The 16277-nt window shown below is 75.7% G+C and carries 13 protein-coding genes; 4 read left to right on the plus strand and 9 right to left on the minus strand.

All coding sequences use genetic code 11. From position 1 onward, the window contains the following. The first annotated feature begins 188 nt into the window (after window positions 1-188). A complete protein-coding gene (gene pdxH / locus WMF20_RS30125) occupies window positions 189-776 on the plus strand; it encodes a pyridoxamine 5'-phosphate oxidase (RefSeq protein ID WP_437605337.1) in 588 nt (195 codons plus the stop codon). 44 nt (window positions 777-820) lie between these two features. Here pdxH and WMF20_RS30130 read toward each other — a convergent pair whose 3' ends face one another. After that, a complete protein-coding gene (locus tag WMF20_RS30130; protein WP_129577663.1) occupies window positions 821-1174 on the minus strand; it encodes an HNH endonuclease in 354 nt (117 codons plus the stop codon). Between the two features lie 187 nt (window positions 1175-1361). Between WMF20_RS30130 and WMF20_RS30135 the strand changes: the two genes are divergently transcribed. Further along, window positions 1362-1775, plus strand: a complete 414-nt coding sequence (locus WMF20_RS30135; protein ID WP_437605338.1) for a secondary thiamine-phosphate synthase enzyme YjbQ — start codon at window positions 1362-1364, stop codon at window positions 1773-1775. Here WMF20_RS30135 and WMF20_RS30140 read toward each other — a convergent pair. Then, on the minus strand, window positions 1756-2235 hold the full coding sequence (locus tag WMF20_RS30140) for a globin domain-containing protein (RefSeq protein WP_437605339.1): 480 nt from the start codon (window positions 2233-2235) through the stop codon (window positions 1756-1758). The genes WMF20_RS30135 and WMF20_RS30140 overlap by 20 nt on opposite strands. A 441-nt stretch (window positions 2236-2676) precedes the next feature. Between WMF20_RS30140 and norR the strand changes: the two genes are divergently transcribed. Then, on the plus strand, window positions 2677-4236 hold the full coding sequence (norR, locus tag WMF20_RS30145) for a nitric oxide reductase transcriptional regulator NorR (RefSeq protein WP_437605340.1): 1560 nt from the start codon (window positions 2677-2679) through the stop codon (window positions 4234-4236). A 152-nt stretch (window positions 4237-4388) separates the two neighbouring features. Here norR and thpR read toward each other — a convergent pair whose 3' ends face one another. Together thpR and WMF20_RS30155 are read right to left on the minus strand one after the other, a co-directional pair. Further along, window positions 4389-4976, minus strand: coding sequence for an RNA 2',3'-cyclic phosphodiesterase (thpR, locus tag WMF20_RS30150; RefSeq protein ID WP_129577666.1), 588 nt, complete (start codon window positions 4974-4976; stop codon window positions 4389-4391). A gap of 17 nt (window positions 4977-4993) precedes the next feature. After that, on the minus strand, window positions 4994-6958 hold the full coding sequence (locus WMF20_RS30155) for a M2 family metallopeptidase (protein ID WP_437617186.1): 1965 nt from the start codon (window positions 6956-6958) through the stop codon (window positions 4994-4996). Between the two features lie 444 nt (window positions 6959-7402). Here WMF20_RS30155 and WMF20_RS30160 point away from each other — a divergent pair, with 444 nt between their 5' ends. Beyond that, window positions 7403-8443 (plus strand): phosphatase domain-containing protein, encoded by a 1041-nt coding sequence (locus WMF20_RS30160; RefSeq protein ID WP_437605341.1) that lies wholly within the window; start codon window positions 7403-7405, stop codon window positions 8441-8443. Window positions 8444-8474: 31 nt separating this feature from the next. Here the strand turns inward: WMF20_RS30160 and WMF20_RS30165 are convergent, their stop codons facing one another. From WMF20_RS30165 to WMF20_RS30185, 5 genes are all read right to left on the minus strand, one after another. After that, complete coding sequence (locus tag WMF20_RS30165; protein ID WP_437605342.1) at window positions 8475-9305, minus strand: glutathione S-transferase family protein; 831 nt, start codon at window positions 9303-9305, stop codon at window positions 8475-8477. Window positions 9306-9345: 40 nt separating this feature from the next. Beyond that, entirely contained in the window at window positions 9346-10815 is a 1470-nt protein-coding gene (locus WMF20_RS30170) for an alpha-amylase family glycosyl hydrolase (protein WP_437605343.1), read from the minus strand. A gap of 242 nt (window positions 10816-11057) precedes the next feature. Continuing rightward, entirely contained in the window at window positions 11058-12002 is a 945-nt protein-coding gene (locus tag WMF20_RS30175; RefSeq protein ID WP_437605344.1) for a hypothetical protein, read from the minus strand. A gap of 142 nt (window positions 12003-12144) precedes the next feature. After that, a complete protein-coding gene (locus tag WMF20_RS30180) occupies window positions 12145-12750 on the minus strand; it encodes a hypothetical protein (RefSeq protein ID WP_437605345.1) in 606 nt (201 codons plus the stop codon). Between the two features lie 51 nt (window positions 12751-12801). Continuing rightward, a complete protein-coding gene (locus tag WMF20_RS30185) occupies window positions 12802-16089 on the minus strand; it encodes a hypothetical protein (RefSeq protein WP_437605346.1) in 3288 nt (1095 codons plus the stop codon). Between the last annotated feature and the right edge of the window lie 188 nt (window positions 16090-16277).

Genomic DNA, 16277 nt, shown 5'->3' on the forward strand with positions numbered 1-16277 from the left:
AACGCCGAGTGCGCGACAACGCGGGCCTTCCTGGAAAGCGAAGCCGCCGCGCCCTCGTCGCCGCGCCGGCAGCGGCTCGCCCCCGCGCGCGGCGCCCGCGCTCGAGACGGCGCGTCCGCGCGGCGGAACCGGCCGTTCGGGTTCGCCACGCGCGCTCGCTGCCTGTATATGCATGCCGCAGTTTCGCCATGACGAACGAGCCGACCGATCCCTTCGTCCTCGCGCGCGAGCTCCTCGAGCAGCGGCAAACCACCGAACCGACCGACGCGACGGCCATGACGCTGGCCACGGCGGACGCGTCCGGGCGCCCGTCGGCGCGGATGGTGCTGCTGAAGGGCATCGACGATCGCGGGTTCGTGTTCTTCACCAACTACGAGAGCCGCAAGTCGATGGAGATCACGGCGAACCCGTTCGCCGCGCTGTGCATCCACTGGGCCAAGGCGGCCGAGCAGATCCGCGTCGAGGGCCGCATCGAGCGGATCAGCGACGCGGAGTCGGACGCCTACTTCGAGACCCGCCCGCGGGGCAGCCAGATCGGCGCCTGGGCGTCTCGGCAGAGCGCGCCGCTGCCCTCGCGCGACGCGCTCATCGATCGGGTGCGCGAGATCGAGGCCCGCTTCGAGGGAGGGCCGGTGCCCCGGCCGCCGTTCTGGGGCGGCTACCGCCTGGTGCCGGAGCGGATCGAGTTCTGGCGCGGCCAGGAGAGCCGCCTGCACGACCGCGTGCTCTACCTCCGCGACGGCGACGGCTGGCGCGTCGAGCGCCTCTACCCCTGAGCGCAGCGCGCCGAGCGCCCCGCCCCCGGCGCCGCGGCGTCGCTCTACGTCCCGGCGCCGCGGAGGCGGCTCGCCTTGCGCTCCCGGAGCCGCTCGATGATCGCGACGAGCTTCGGGTCGTCGCGGCGCCGCACGTCGAGCCGCATCCCCTTCAGCGCATTGCACCGGCCGCACGCGAGCGCCAGGTTGTCGAGCGCGTCCGTCCCGCCGTGCGTGCGCGGGACGATGTGCTCGATCGTCGCGCGCTGGATCGGCTCGCCGTCGAGGCCGACGACGACGTGCGACAGGCAATGGATGCACTTGCCCACCCACGCCGCCTGGCCGCGGATCTCCGTGCGCTCGAAGGTGGCGTCGGTCGCCACGATGTCGAGGATCAACCGTCGCCGCGCGGCCTTCACGGCGCTCGAGCGTAGCCCCGCGGCGCGGGGCCCGCACGCGGTTCGCGCCGGGTCGGCAGGTGGGCTATGGAGCCGCGGAGCCGGCGCGCGCCCGCGAGGGCGGGCGGCGCGGCCGTGTGGCCGCGTGGCCGCGCGATCGTTGATGGCGCGCTCCGTCACGCCCGGTGACGCGCGCGCGGGAGGAGCCATGAAGTCGAAGACCGAATATTTCTACTTCGAGACGAAGGCCAAGCGCGAGCTCATCAACGTCACCGACCGCGTCGCGGCCGTCGTCGCCGCGAGCGGCATCCGGGAGGGCATGGTCCTCGTGAGCGCCATGCACATCACCGCCGGCGTGTTCGTGAACGACCACGAGCCCGGCCTCTGGGAGGACATCTGGACCTGGCTCCAGCAGCTCGCGCCCGAGGGGCCCGACTACAAACACCACAGGACCGGCGAGGACAACGGCGACGCCCACCTCAAATCGATCCTCGTGCACCACCAGGTGATCGTGCCGATCACCGCGGGCAAGCTCGATCTCGGGCCGTGGCAGCAGATCTTCTACGCGGAGTTCGACGGCAAGCGGCGCAAGCGCGTCGTCGTCAAGGCGATGGGGGAGTGACGCCGCCTTCGGCCTGGCCCCCGGCGCGCGCTGCGTCGGGCCGGCCGGCGCCGTACTCCCTCGCCCCGCGCTGCATGAGCGAGGCGATCGCGCCGAGCGCGTCAGACCACGACTGCTTGTGCGCCGGGGTCCAATCCGTGCCTGCGACCTCGGACATGGCGGTGATCAGCGCGTCGGCGACCCAGGGGTACATCTCGTCCGTGACGCCGTAGTCGACGTGCTTGGCCCCCATCGCCATGAGCTTCTCCTCGAGCCAGGACGCGTCCTCCAGCCGGTCCATGACCGCGACGAGCGCCTCCGCGAGCATCGTCTCCTGGTGCTCCCGGCTGTTGCGCCCGAAGAGCGGCCGCACCTGCGGGTAGCGCGAGAACAGGATCCCGTAGAAACGGTGCGTGAGGTTGGGCTCCCTCTGGAGCACGAGCTCGAAGCTCTCCCGCAGCAAGCCAACGTTCAGTCCCATGACATTCCTCCCAGCCGGGCGCTGCGCCGCGCGCGCGCCGTCTTCGATCATCACGCCGCGATCAGCTCGCGTGAGCTCGCGTCAGCCCGCTTCACCGCGTCAGCTCACGTGAAGCTCACGGGATTCACCGCCTGATCGCCCGTCGGCTCGCAGTCCTCGCACGGGCCGTGCCAGAGGCGCCTCGCCGGCCAGTCGCGTCGATCCCGCCGGATTCCCGCGAGATCGACGCGCCGGGCGGCCTGCGGCGGTCTCCTCTGGGAAACCCGGTCCGCGGCCGCGCGCGGCCGCGCGGTCGTCGCTCGCCCGCCCCGATCGCGCGCCGCCCCGCCTGCGCGCTTGCCCCGGCCGACCCCGCGGTGTTTCCTGCGATGGTTACGCTGTCTCCTGCGGTGGTTTCCGGCAGGAAACCGCCACAGGCCCCCGTCTCCCCGAGGAACCCGCGTGCCCCTGCTCGACGCCGTGCTCAGCCTGTCCGAAGCGCCCGCCCGCGACGAGGCGCTGCAGCGGATCCTGCGCGAGCTCGCGCGCGTGACGGCGGCGGACGCGCTCTCGGTGCTCACGGCCGCGGACGACGGCGCCGTCACCGTGGCCGCGCAGATCGGGCTCTCGCCGGCGGCCCGGGGGCTCTGCTTCCGGCCGGCGGAGCACCCGCGGCTCCGCAGGGCGACGCTCGCGGCGGGGCCGATCCGGTTCCTCGATCCGAGCGAGCCCGACCCGTACAGCGGCTGGCTGCTCGGCAACGCCGGGGCGATCCACCCGATCCACGCCTGCATGGCCGTGCCGCTCCGCGTGCAGGACCGGCTCGCCGGGCTGCTCACGCTCGACGCCTGCGACCCCCACGGCCTCCGCGACCTGCGCGACGAGGACGCGCGGGTGTTCGCCGGGCTCTGCGCCGCGGCGCTGCGGCTCGACGCCGGACCTTCGCCTGCCCCGGAGACGCGCCGCCTGCTCGCCCCCGCCCCCGGCGCCCCGGCGGTGCCCGGCCGCTCGGCCGGGATGCAGCGGATCGAGCGCGAGATCGCGGTGCTCGCCCCGCTCTCGGTGCCGGTGCTCGTCACGGGCGAGACGGGCGTGGGGAAGGAGCTCGTCGCCCGCGCGCTGCACGAGCGATCGCCGCGGGCGAGCCGGCCGCTCGTGGTCGTCAACTGCGCCGCCATCCCGGCGCAGCTCGTCGAGTCGGAGCTCTTCGGCCACAAGAAGGGCGCCTTCACCGGCGCGACGGCGGCGCGCGCCGGCCGGTTCGAGGCGGCGCGCGGCGGGACGGTCTTCCTCGACGAGGTCGGCGAGCTCCCGCTGGCGGCGCAGGCGCAGCTGCTCCGCGTGCTGCAGGAGGGGGAGATCCAGCCGGTCGGCGACGACCGGGCGCACCGCGTCGAGGCGCGGGTCGTGGCGGCGACGAACCGCGATCTCCGGCGGGAGGTCGAGGAGGGGCGCTTCCGCGCCGACCTGTTCCACCGGCTCTGGGTCTACCCCATCTGCGTGCCCCCCCTGCGCGAGCGCCGCGAGGATATCCCGGCGCTCTGCGAGCGCTTCGCCGCGGGGCTCGCGGCCGAGCTCGGCGCGAGGAGGGTCGACTTCACCGACGCGGCGCTGCACGCGCTCGCGCAGCGCGCCTGGCCGGGGAACGTCCGCGAGCTGAAGCACGCGGTCGAGCGCGCGGTGCTGCGCCGGATGGTCGCGGGCGGAGGCGCGGCCGGCAGGTCGCTCGTCCTCCGGCCCGAGGACCTCGATCCCGGGGCGGACGCGCGCTCCTCTGCGCCCCAGGCGGAGGCTCCTGGACCGCCGCAGCCGCTCCCGGATCCGTCGCCGCCGCGGCGCGTGGAGACGCTGGCCGAGACGCTGGAGCGGGCGCGCCGCGAGGCGTTCGCGCGCGCGTTCCAGGCAGCCAGCGGCAACGCCGCGGTGGCCGGCCGGCTGCTCGGGCTGAGCCGCTCGTTCGCCTACAAGGAAGCGGTGCGGCTCGGGCTCCTCCCCGGGCCCGCGCCGCCGCGGCGGCGCTGAGGGGGCGAGCCGATGGCTCGGTCGATCCGCCGGGCGACGACGCGCGGCTGTCGTCGCCGGCCACGCCGAGCGGGCGCGCCGGGCGCCCATCGACGGATTCCCCGGCCTGGTCACCTGGGGCCCGCCCAGCGTGGGCGACGCGGCGCGCGGAGCTACCGCCTCGGATCGGCGGCCCCGATCCCCTCCAGCGGCACCCGCGCGAGCGCGGTGTAGCGCGCGCCCTTCGGGGTCATCTCGCTCTGGTAGACGATGATCTCCTCGACGCGCGTCTCGCCGAAGTCGACGTTGCCGACGGCCTGAGCGCACGCGTCGAGCGCCGGATCGCCGCGCGGATCGCGCGAGCGGGCGAGGGTGAGGTGCGGCTCGAACGGCCGGTCCTCCGGCACGTAGCCCGTCGAGAGCGAGAGCGTCTGCTCGAGATCGCGGTGGATCGCGGTGAGGGCGCCGACCGCGCCGCCCACGCCGAGCCAGAGCACGCGCGGGCGGCGCCGCGTGCCGAACGCGCCGCCCTTCTCGATGCGCAGCGTGAGCGGCCTGTGGAAGGCGGCCACGCTCCCGGCCGCCGCGATGACGAGCGGCAGGCGCTCCTCTCCGATCTCGCCCATGAAGGCGAGCGTGATATGCAGCCCGGCAGGCTCCACCCACTTGGCGGACGGAGCCCGGGGCGAGATCTCCCTGAGGAGCTCTCCGACCTTGGCGAGGAGCTCGGCTCCCGGATCAACGGCGACGAAGACGCGCACAGCTCACCTACGCTCGATTACCACCCACAGACTTCACCCTTGTTCTGCTCCTTGAGCCACCTCCGGAGCGGCTCGAAGTACTCCAGCATCGCGCTCGGATCGGCCTCGGTCTCCCCCGTCATCGCCCTCATCGCCTCCTGCCACGGCCGGCTCGCGCCGAGCGACAGCATGGCGCGCAGCTTCTCGCCCGCGGCCGCGCTGCCGTGGATCGAGCACGTATGGAGCGGCCCCGTGTGCCCGGCCGCCTTGCAGAGCGCGCGGTGGAACTGGAACTGGTAGATGTGCGCGAGGAAATACCGCGTGTACGGGACGTTCGCCGGCACGTGGTACTTCGCCCCCGGGTCGAAGTCGGCCTCGCTGCGCGGCACGGGCGGCGCGACGCCCTGGTACTTGAGCCGGAGCGCCCACCACGCCTTGTTGTAGTCGGCCGGCTTCGTCCTGCCCGAAAAGACGTCCCACCGCCACTGGTCGATGAGCTTGCCGAACGGCAGGAACGCGATCTTGTCGAGCGCCTTCTTGAAGAGGAAATTGATGAGGCCCTTGTCGTCCTCGGGCACCCGGTCGATGAGCCCCAGCGTCTTCAGGTAGCTCGGCGTCACGGAGAGCGCGATCGTATCCCCGATCCCCTCGTGGAAGCCCTCGTTGGCGCCCGACTGGAACAGGATCGGGAGCTTGTAATACTGGTGGAAGTAATAGACGTGCCCGAGCTCGTGGTGGATCGTGATGAGATCCTCCTCGGTCGGCTCGACGCACATCTTGATGCGGAGATCGTCCCGGTCGCCCACGTCCCACGCGCTCGCGTGGCAGACGACCTCGTGATCGACGGGCTTCTTGAGGAGCGATCGCTCCCAGAACGTCGCCGGCAGCGGGTCGAGCCCGAGCGAGGTGAAGAACCGCTCGCCGAGCGAGACCATCTGCTTCTCGTCGAGCTTCTTCGCCTTGATCTTGCGCGTCACGTCGAGCGACGGCTGGCCCTTGTACGGCTCCATGAGCGCGTAGACGTTCGACCACTCCTGCGCCCACATGTTGCCGAGCAGGTGCGCCGGGATCGGGGCCTTGTCGCCGATCCTGTCCTTGCCGTGGATCGCGCGCAGCCTCGCGCGCACGTAGCAGTGCAGCTCGTCGTAGAGCGGCTTCAGCTTGCCCCAGAGCCGCTCGGTGTCGGCCTCGAACGCCTCGGGGGGCATGTCGTACCCGGCCCGCCAGAGCGCGCCGACGTCCGGGAAGCCGATCTCGGCGGCCCCCTTGTTGCCGAGGGCGACGTAGCGCTCGAACATCGGCCGGAGCGGCGGGGCGATCGCGTGCCAGCCCGCCCACGCGTCGAGCAGCTCGTCCCATTTGCGGCTCGTCTTCAGGATGTTCGAGAGCTCGTCGAGGGCGAGGCATTTCGGCGCCGGCGCGCCCGCCGGCGCGGCCCCCGCCGCCGCGGCCCCCGCAGCCGCAGCCCCCGCCGGCGCGGCCCCCGCAGCCGCGGCGCGCCCCGGCTTGCCCTTCGGGCAGTACTTGCCCTTGCCGTAAAGGCTCGTCATCTCGACCGAGAGCGCGGCCAGCTCCGCGCGCTCGGCAGGGTCGCTCGGCGCCGGCAGGGCGGTCGAGATCTTGAGGAGCGTCAGCTGCCGGGCGAGATCCGCGGGCAGCGCGAGGCCGTCGAAGCGCCTCGCCGCCTTCATCGTCCGGTTGAGGTACTCCATGCTCGCCTCCTCGGCGGAGGCGGCGAGCGCGTCGGTGTCGTCCGTGATGAAGGTCTGGTTGATCCACCCCGCGCGCGCTGCCTGGAGCCGCAGCCGGCGCAGGTCCCGGTCGACCCCGGCCAGGAAGGCCTGCGCCTCGGCCACGCTGGGCGGCGCCTCCTGCGGGAGGGCGGCCTGGGGCCGGGGGGCCTCGGGCGCCGCCGGAGGCGCCTCCCCGCCGGGGGCCGCCGACGCGGACGCCGGCGACGCGGCGCCGCTGCACCCCGACCCGAGCCCGAGCGCGACGAGCATCAGGGGGCGCAGGATCGCCGTCCGGGCAAGGGCGTAGCGGACCACGCGCCCTTCATACACGCCGGACCGTGCCGAGGGAACCAGGAGCGACGTGCGATCGTCGCGGCTCGGCCCCGCGGCTCGGCCCCCGCGACCAGGACGAACCGCGCTCGCCGTGACGGCTGCCAAGCGGCCGTGAAGTGCCGTTACAATGCGGACCCACCATGAGGAATGCTCTCGCGCCCAGGCCCCCGCTCCCGGCAATCCTCGGCCTCGCCGCCCCCGCCGCCCCGCCCGCCCGCGGGCCGAGCGCGGAACCGAGGGGCGGCGGCCCGGCGCAGCGCCCCGCCGCGCCGATCCGCGACGAGGCGAGGGGCGCGGGGCGCCGCGACCTCCCGGGCCGGCGCGGACGGATGCCCCACCGCGCGGCGCAGGTCACGACCGTGTGCGCACCGGGCGGCGGCCATGAGTGAGCTCGAGAATTTCTCGTTCGTCCTGCCCGGCGAGCTCGCCGGCATGGCGTACCCCCACGCGCCGCGCGCGGTCGAGGAGCTCGTGGAGCTCGGCTTCCGCAGCATGGTGTCGCTCTCGCGGCGGGCGCCTTCGCCGCACGCGCTCGGCTCGCTCGTCCACCTGCACTGCCCGCTCGCGGACTTCACACGCATCCCGGGCGTCGACCTCCTGCGCGCCGTGGCGTTCCTCGAACGGGCGCCGCGGCCCGCCGTCGTGCACGGCGAGGGCGGCATCGGGCGCACCGGCGTGGTGCTCGCCTGCCGCCTCGTGTCGCTGGGCCGGTCGCCGACCGAGGCCATCCACGAGGTGCGGCGCGCGCGGCCCGGCTCGATCGACGACCCCGAGCTCGAGGCGTCCGTCGAGGAGTTCGAGCTCTTCTACCGGAGCGGGCGCGAGCAGTCGACGTCGGCCCCCTTCAACTTCGCGCCCGCGTCGCCGCTCGACCGGATCGTGCACGGCGCGGAGCGCCCCGGCTTCGGGATGGCGCTCTGGTCGACCTCCGGGATCCGCTCGTCCGTGGTCGCGCCGCCGGACGCCGCGCAGCAGCCCGATCCGAGCGACGCCCCCGTCGAGGCGTGGCTCGGCTTCATGGCGCGGCAGGGCATGCGCGAGGTGCTCTGCCTGCTCGACGAGGGGGAGCTGGCGCTCCATCGAGTCCCGCTCCTCGGCCGCTACCAGCGCGAGTTCCTCCGGGTGACGCACGTGCCGCTCGAGGGCGGGGCGATCCCCTCGCCCGACGCCCTGGAGCAGGCGCTCGCCGCGCTGCGGCGCGCGGAGGCCGGCGGCGCGCCCCTCGTTGTGCACTGCGCGTCCGGCGCGGGCCGCGCGGCCGTCGTGCTGGCGGCGTGGCTGCGCGCCCGGCACGGCCTCGCCCCGGACGCGGCGATCGGGGTGATCCGGGATCACGCGCGGCACTTCGGCGCGCGCCGCGAGCCGCTGAAGGCAGGGCCGGCGGTGCGGGACCTGCTCGCGAGCGTGCCGGCGCGCGGCTGAGCGCGCGGCGACCGTGGGCGCGCGCCGAGCGTCATCCGCCGGCGGGGGGGCCGGCCTTCCGGTGCCGCTGCTCGCGGTACAGGCGCTGGACGAAGGCGCCGGCCGGCTCGGCGCGGAGCGCCTCGATGAGCTCGCGGAGGACGGCCGGCAGCCCGCCGAGCGCGAAGGGCACCGGGTGGTGCTCGGGCGCGATCAGCGGCGCGGCGAGCGCGGCGAACGCGAGATCGGCGGCCGAGAACCGATCGCCGGCGAGGAACGGGCGCCCGTCGCGCAGCCGCTCGTTCACCGCGTCGAAGACCGCGCGGATCTTGCCCCGCGAGCGCTCGGCGCCGGCGGCGTCGATCCGCATCGAGCGCCTCATGACCGCCCGCGCGACCGGGAAGTAGGCGCGGAATGCGCCGCGCCCGAGCCACGAGGGCGGCGCGGCGCCGGCGCCCTCGATCGAGCGGAACGCCCCGCTCATCAGGGAGTACATCGCCTCCTCGTCGGGCAGGGCGTGAAAGTACGCGACGCGGCGCACGGCGGGGCCGAGCTCGCGATCGAAGCGCTCCTCGAGCGCCTCGATGTCGGCGCGGCGCGCGCCGGGCTCGCCGGAGAAGAGCGCGTGCTCCGACGGGACGAACGCGTCGGCGTAGCGCAGGATGTCGGTGGAGTCGGAGACCGCGCCGGCCCGCGTGACGAGCACCGGCACGGATCGGCGCCCGCCGGCGCGCAGCGCCGGGAGCGCGTGGGCGAGCGGGAGGTAGGCGTCCTCGCGGTACGGGACGCCGGCGCGGTCGAGCGCCCACCGCGCCTTCTCGCAGTAGTGGCTGAAGGGGATCGTGACGAGGCGGAAGGGCGCGCCGGCGCCGACATTCGACATGGGGACCTCCAGGCGCGGGCCGACCGGGCGCGCCGGCCGCTCAGCGCCGGATCTCGAAGAGGTGGACGCCGTAGGCGGGGAGCTCGACGCCGAGGCCGCGCGACAGATCGACGAGCTCGTCGCCGTCGCGCGGGTGCTCGTTGCCGGTCATGAGGTCGACGAGCAGGACCTTGCGGCCGGCGACGCCGGCGACGTCGAGCGGGACGCGGCAGCCGCCGCGCGACGGGGCGAAGTTGACCACCGCCACGAGCGGCGCCGCGCTGCGGGGCGCGCCGCAGGCCGGGAGCGGCTCCCACCGGTAGGCGACGAACGCGTCGGCGCCCGCGCCGCGCGGGGTGAGCGTGGCGAAGCTGCCGGTGCGCAGGATGGGGCGGCGCACCGCGCCGAGCAGCCGCTCGTGGAAGGCGAGGCACGCCTGGTCGACCGGCTCCTCCGGGGCGCGGGCGAGGTGCAGCGAGGCGCGCACCGTCCGCCCCTCGAGCTGGCCGTGGTGGATGAACCGCATGCCGGGCACCGTCGCCGCGATGAACTCCGCGGCCCGGCGCCGGTCCGGCGGGAGCACGGCCGCGATGCGCGGCTCGTCGTGGTGCTCGATGAAGCGGACGCTCCGGCGCTGGTAGTCGGGCGTGGCCGCGAGGTGGCCGCGGACCGAGGACGCCGAGGCGTGGCTCAGCCGATCGTAAAGGCTCTTGTCGAAGGTGTAGTCGAACCCGAGCATCTGCAGGCGCCACTCGAGGTCCCAGAACGCCTCGCCGATGAAGATGAAGCTCGGGTGGTCGCGGCGGACGGCGTCGATGGCCTCGGCCCAGAACTCGCCGGTGGCCTCGGCCTTTCGCTCCGTGGGCGGCCGCTTGGACCACGTGTGCCGGAAGACGTCGTCGAGCACCAGCATGGCCATGTCGCAGCGGACGCCGTCGCAGCGCGACGCGACGCTGCGGAGCGCCTCGGTGGACGCGGCGCGCGTCGCGGCGAGGCGGTAGTCGAGCTGGGCCGTGTCGGGCCACGGCGGGATGTAGGGGTCGCGCCCGCTGAGCGGGGCGCCGTCGTCGCCGAGGATGAAGCACTCCGGCTTCTCCTTCACCCAGTGGTGGTCGCGCGCGACGTGGTTCGGGACGTAGTCGAGGATGATCCCGATGCCGCGCGCCGCCAGGCGCCGGCGCAGATCCGCGAGCGCGGCGTCGCCGCCGAACGCGGGGTTCACCTCGTACCGCGCGACGGCGAACGGGGAGCCGACCACGTCGGCGTCGGTCCAGTCCGGCAGCACGCGGTCGTACTCGGCGCGCAGGTCCGGGTGCGCGAGCGAGAGGCGCTGGCCCTCCTGACCGAGCGTCCAGACGCCCATCAGGTACACGTAGTCGACGCCGAGCGCGGCGAGCCGGTCGAGCGCCGCGTCGGGCACGCTGGCGAGCGTCACCCTGGCCTTGGCGGCGCGCGAGAGCTCATGGAGCCAGACGCGCACGAAGATCGCGTACAGCAGAGGGTGCTGGTGGGCAGGGACTAGGGAGCTCATCGATTGGATTGGGGACGGCGGGGCCCGCGAGGGAGTCGCGGGCAGTCGGCGTCGGCGGGGGGATTGTCGGCGGGCTCGGGTGGTCCCTGCAAGCGCGATCACGCTGGGCGGGCGCCGCGCGAGGCTGCGCGCGCCGTCCAGCACAGAGGTCGCCTCGCAGAGCACCCGTCCGCACTGGCTGCGGGCGCGCACGCCGCGCGCGCCGCGCCCGATTGCGGCGTGCGCCGGCGCGGCGAGCGGCGCTAGCCGCGGCGCGCGCGGCGCGTGCGGATCCGTCGAGCGAGTGCGGCCGCCGCGCCCAGGGCGACGAGCGGCAGGGCGAGGGGCGTCGCGGCCTCCTCGGGGGACAGCCGGCAGCCGCAGCCGCCCTGCCTCGGCTCCACCGGCGGCGGCGCCTCGTCGGGCGGGAGCTCGGCGTCGGACGGCGCCTCGGCCTCCGCGGGCTCGGACGCGGGCTCGCCCTCGGATCCCTGCGCCTTCTCGGCCTCGCCGCCCTTCTCGGCGTCGGGCTTGTCCGCCGCCTTGTCCTTCTTTTTCTTCTCGCCGGTGAAGACGATCGCGCGGCGATCGATGATCGCGTTCTCGCCCTGCAGGGTGATCTTCTGCTTCTGCCCGACCTGCACGCCGTCGCTCGCGCGCTTGATCACGAGCTCGTACTCGCCGGCCTCGAAGCCGCGATCGCGCCGCAGGACGAAGTCGAACTTGGTGATCGAGAAGACCTTGCCGCTGCCGTCGGAGAAGCCGACGTCCATGCTCTCGTTGATCGACTGCTGGTTCTGGAGCGGGATGCGGTTCAGGATCGGCTTCTCGGGCGACTGGTCGGTGAGCGCGCGCTCGTAGTGCACCGTCGGCGTGAACGAGAACAGCATCGGGATGTGCGAGAGGTGCGGCGTCCCTCCGTAGTTGATCGTCATCTTGAGCTTCCAGCGGCCGTCGTCCTCCTTGGGGGCGCGATCGGCGATGGTGGCGGTGCCCGCCGCGTGCGCCGCGGTCGCGGGCAGCCACGCGCCGATCAGGGCGAGCGCGGCGGCGACGACGCGCGCGAGCAGGAGCCGGCGGCCGCCTCCGGCGAGGCGGGACGCCGCTCCGGGGCGCGCGTGGGCAGGGCGAGCGTGAGGACGCTCGGCGCGCTGACGTCGCGCGCCGAGCTGAGACAGAGGACCGGTTCGAGGTCGGGCGGTTCGCATGCGCAGCACGCTACCAGGGATTTCGTGGAGACGAGGCGCGGACGAGCGGGCATGCGCGCGGGCGCGGGGCCTCACGGCGGGCCGGGCGCCGCGCCGACGCGCGGCGCCCGAGGGGGCGCGGCGTCCGCCGGGGAGCGCGGGCTCAGTCCGGGAACCAGAGCAGCGCGTCGGAGGTGGGCTTGTAACAGGCCTGGCGGCCCGCCTCCTCGTTGTCGGTGCAGCTCGCGTTCTCGAGGCAGTCGATGATCTCGTAGCGGCCGGAGGCGTTGTAGATCGTGGTGAACATCGCGCGCTGGGCCGCCTCGAGCTTACTGAACGCGGCCTGGCAGTCGGGGACCGGGATCTTCTCGCACCGGGACATGCGCGCGCAGCGGGCGTCGATGACGGGCTTCGCCGTGGGCTCGTCCGGGTTGATCTTGACGGCGATCTCGTCGTTGCACTCGAGGATGATCTGACTGCGGTCGGGCGAGCTCTCGGTGGCGGCTTCCATGCGCCGCGAGAAGCAGCTCGTCATCGCGCGGAGATAGGTGGGCGAGGAGGTCGGGTAGGCGGCCTTGCACGCGTTGAGGTGCTCCCAGGACGCGCCGGCGCGCTGGAGCTTGGCGAGCGCGGCGCACCACTCGGCCTGGGCGGCGATGACGCCGTCGCGGTCGGGGAAGTTGGTGGGCCGCTCGGAGCAAGAGGCCAGCTGGCCGAGCATCGACGCAGCCACCGCGATCGGCAGGGCCAAGGATCGAAGGGCGGGCATGGGCCGACCCTAGCACGTGGGCACGGCGGAGCGCAGTTTCCGGGACGCGCCTCAGGGACGATCCGGCAGGAGCTCGCAGCGGAGCCGCGCGCCCCCGCGGAGCGCCGCGGCCCCGCCGGGCCCGAAGACCGCGCCGAGATCCTGCGCGCCCCGGGCCGCGGCGCGGATCTCGATCGCCTCGAGGCACAGCGCGCCGCGGCCGCCGGCGAGCAGCGCGGCCGCGGGGGCGTCCTCCTCGAGGAGCGGCGCGCCGCTCCTCGACGCCACCCGCAGGGTGACCGGCAGCTCGGCGATGAACCGGTGCGACGGCCGAGCGCCGCCGCAGCCGCCGGCGCCGATCTCGGCGAGGGACGCGAGGGACCCGAGCGGCTCGGCGGGGCCGACCTCGCCCCGGGCGACGTCGAGCGGCGCGGCGACGACCTCCCCCGAGGCGACGGCATAGCCGACGAGCGCGAAGCCGGGGGCGTCGAGCCGCCGGCCGAGGGTGAGCCGGGCGCCGGCGACGTCGGGGACGGGCGCGAGCCCGGCGACGGCGACGGTGGCCTGCCGCGTGGCCAGGAGGAGGCTCCGCTTGCCGGCGTCGAAGGCGAGCAGGCCGCCGCCCGGCAGCTCGGCCGCGGCGGCGACCGCGCCGGTGTGATCGAACGGCAGCAGCGCGGGGGGCGCGGCGCCCGCGGGCACGCGGAGGGCGCGCCGCCCGTGCGGCTCGTTCGCGTCGAAGAGCAGCAAGAGATCCGCGGGCGCCTTGGCGTCCGGCGCGAGCAGCACGGGGACGGCCTCGCCGGTCGCCGTGGCGAGCGAGCGGCCCTGGAGAGAGACGCGGCGGGGCGCGGCCGTGCCCGCGAACGGCGGGAGCACGCTGGCGGTGAAGACGCCGTCGCGGAGCGCGCCCAGGGGGGAGGACACGGCGGTCCACAGCGAGACGACCGGGGGCGCGCCGCCGAGGAGCCGGGCCGCCGCGGGGGCGCCCGGCGCTGCGAGCGCGATCCGGCCGGCGCGGCCCGCGGTCGGGCGCTCCGGGGGGCGAGGCGCCGGGAGCGCGACGGGGGGCGGGAACGTGGGGGGGTCGTCGTCGAGGCGGCAGGAGACGAGCGGCGGAGGCGCCGTCCGGGGCGCGGGGCTCGCCGCGGGGGCGTAGGGCGGCGGCGCGCTGCGCGGCGGCGGCGGCGGGCCGCCCCAGCCGAGGCGGACGAGGCCGTGCTCACCCATGGCGCAGCCGATCGGCGAGCAGGCGAAGGGGGCGCCGTCGTCGAGCGGAGGCTCGATCTGGCGAGCGGGCGGGCCCTCCACGGGGCGCCACGAGCGGCCGCCGTCGGTCGACTCGAAGTAGGCCGGCGGGTCGTCGCCGGTGGCGGCGAGCGCGAACCGGCCGCCGGCGACGACGTGCGCGACGGCGGCCGGGAGGGGATAGACGGTGACGCCGCCGCGCGGGTCGATGCGCAGGCCGGCGATTCGGCCGCCGCGGCGGGTCGAGAGCTGGCGCGCGGCGGGCGCGTCCCCGTCCGGCGGCGCCGCGCCGGACGGCGAGGCGCCGTCGGCCGGCGAGGCGGCGTCGGCCAGGTGGAGCCAGCCGCGCACGGCGCCGTCGTCGTCCTCCCAGAAGTCGGTGTCGACGAGGCGCGGCGAGGCGGGGTCGGCGAGCGCCGGGAAGGCGCCGCCGGCGAGCGCCGGGTCGCGCTCGCGCACGCGGATCACGCGGACGCCCTCGGGCGGGCGCTCGCGGTCGCGCGCGACGGGCGGCGCCTCCAGCACGAGCGCGGTCACGGTCCCGCGCTCGCCGGCGACCCAGCGGTAGAGGCGCGCGGCGTCCTCGCCCTCGAGCCGGCGCTCGACCCAGCGGCCGCCGCCGGTGCGCACGCAGACGCGCGCGATGCGGTCCTCGGCGGGCCCGCCGCGCGAGGGGCGCGCCGTCTCGGAGCGCGGCTCGCCCGACAGCGCGGAAGGCCAGGGCGACCGCTCGCGGTCCGGCGAGGCGGCGCCGTCCGGGCTCTCCTGGAAGTCGTGGAGCCCGGGAGGCGCGCTGCCGCACCGGCCGGCGAAGGCGAGGCGGCCGCGGTCGTCGCCGAGGAACGCCCCCCGGGAGGTCGCGATCGGATCGGGGTCGCGGCCGCGGGGCGGAAACGTGGCCTCCAGGCGGGGCGCGGAGAGCGTCGTCTCGAGCCGGAGCACGTGGGCGGCCTCGTGCGCGCACGCGAGCAGGACGTCCTCGCCCGCCCGGAACGGCTGGCAGCGCGCGTAGCGCGGGTCGAGGCCGTCGATCTCCGCGTCGGCGATGGGCTGGGCGGTCGCCGCGGCGAGCACGGCGAGGCCGCCGTCGCGGGCGACGAGCAGCCTGCCGCCGGGGAGGAGGGCGCCGGTCGCCGCGGCCAGCGCGAGAGCCTCCGGGGCGAGCCCGCGGCTCGAGGAGGCGCCGGGCAACGGGTCTCGCGCCGACGGGGGGTGGAGCGAGGGGCTCGGGCCGTCGCGCGGCGGCGCGGGCGCGGCGCGCACGAGGCCGGCGGCGGTCACGCGGAGCGCGGGGCTGCCCGAGGGGCCGAGCAGCGCGACCTCCCCGCCGCCTTCCTGGAGGAGCGTCGTGGCGAGGCCGTGGGTCTCGAGGACGTCGATCCAGGTGGCGCCGCCGTCGAGCGTGACCGAGGCGCGGCCGAACAGGTCGAGGCGCGCCGCGCGCCGCGCGTCGGCGGCCACCGCGTCGACCGCGCCCGCTGCGCCGAAGCGCCGGAGTGCTAGCGAGGACGGGTCGATCTCGAGGAGGCCGCGGTCGCTGCGCAGGAGGATCGCGTCGAGGTACGGCCGCGCGCCGCCGGGGGCGCCGACGTCGGCGATGGGCGCGAGCGCGCCGAGGAAGTCGCTGGCGCGGTAGACGCGGCCCTCGGACCACAGGACGAACCCGCCCCCGAGGCGCGCCGGGATCGACCGGAACCCGCGGAGCGGCTCGGACGCGGGCGCGGCGGCGAGCACGACGCCGCCGTCGAGGCGCACGCGGATCCCTTCGTGGAGCGCCGGCTGCGGGCCGGGCGCGGGGGCGCCATCGCCGGACGCGGCAGCGTCGAAGAGGACCCCGATGCCCTCGGTGAGGACGTAGCGCGCCGGAGAGAGCGGCGGCACGTCCGAGGGCGCGGCGGCCGGAGGCCCGGCGGGCGGCGGAGGGCGCTCGGAGGCGGCGCTGCAGGCAGCGGCGAGGGCGAGCCCGAGGAGGACGCCTGCGCGGGAGGGCATCGCGGCGGCGGTCGCGCGGCGCATCGGGTGGGCGGTCGAAACGTACACGGCAGTGGGGTCGTGGTCGAACGGTTCGAGCGCCGTCGGGTGCCGCCCTGCGGTCTCGCAGAGGTCCACCATGATGCCGAGACCACCGCCCTGCGCTCTCGCGAAGGTCCACCGTCCTGCCGAGACCACCGCCCTGCGCTCTCGCGAAGGTCACCGTCCTGCCGAGACCACCGCCCTGCGCTCCCGCGAAGGTCACCGTCCTGCCGAGACCACCGCCCTGCGCTCTCGCGTAGGTCACCGTCCTGCCGAGACCACCGCCC

This window comes from Sorangium sp. So ce834, assembly GCF_051521425.1.
Classification (GTDB): domain Bacteria; phylum Myxococcota_A; class Polyangia; order Polyangiales; family Polyangiaceae; genus Sorangium; species Sorangium cellulosum_D.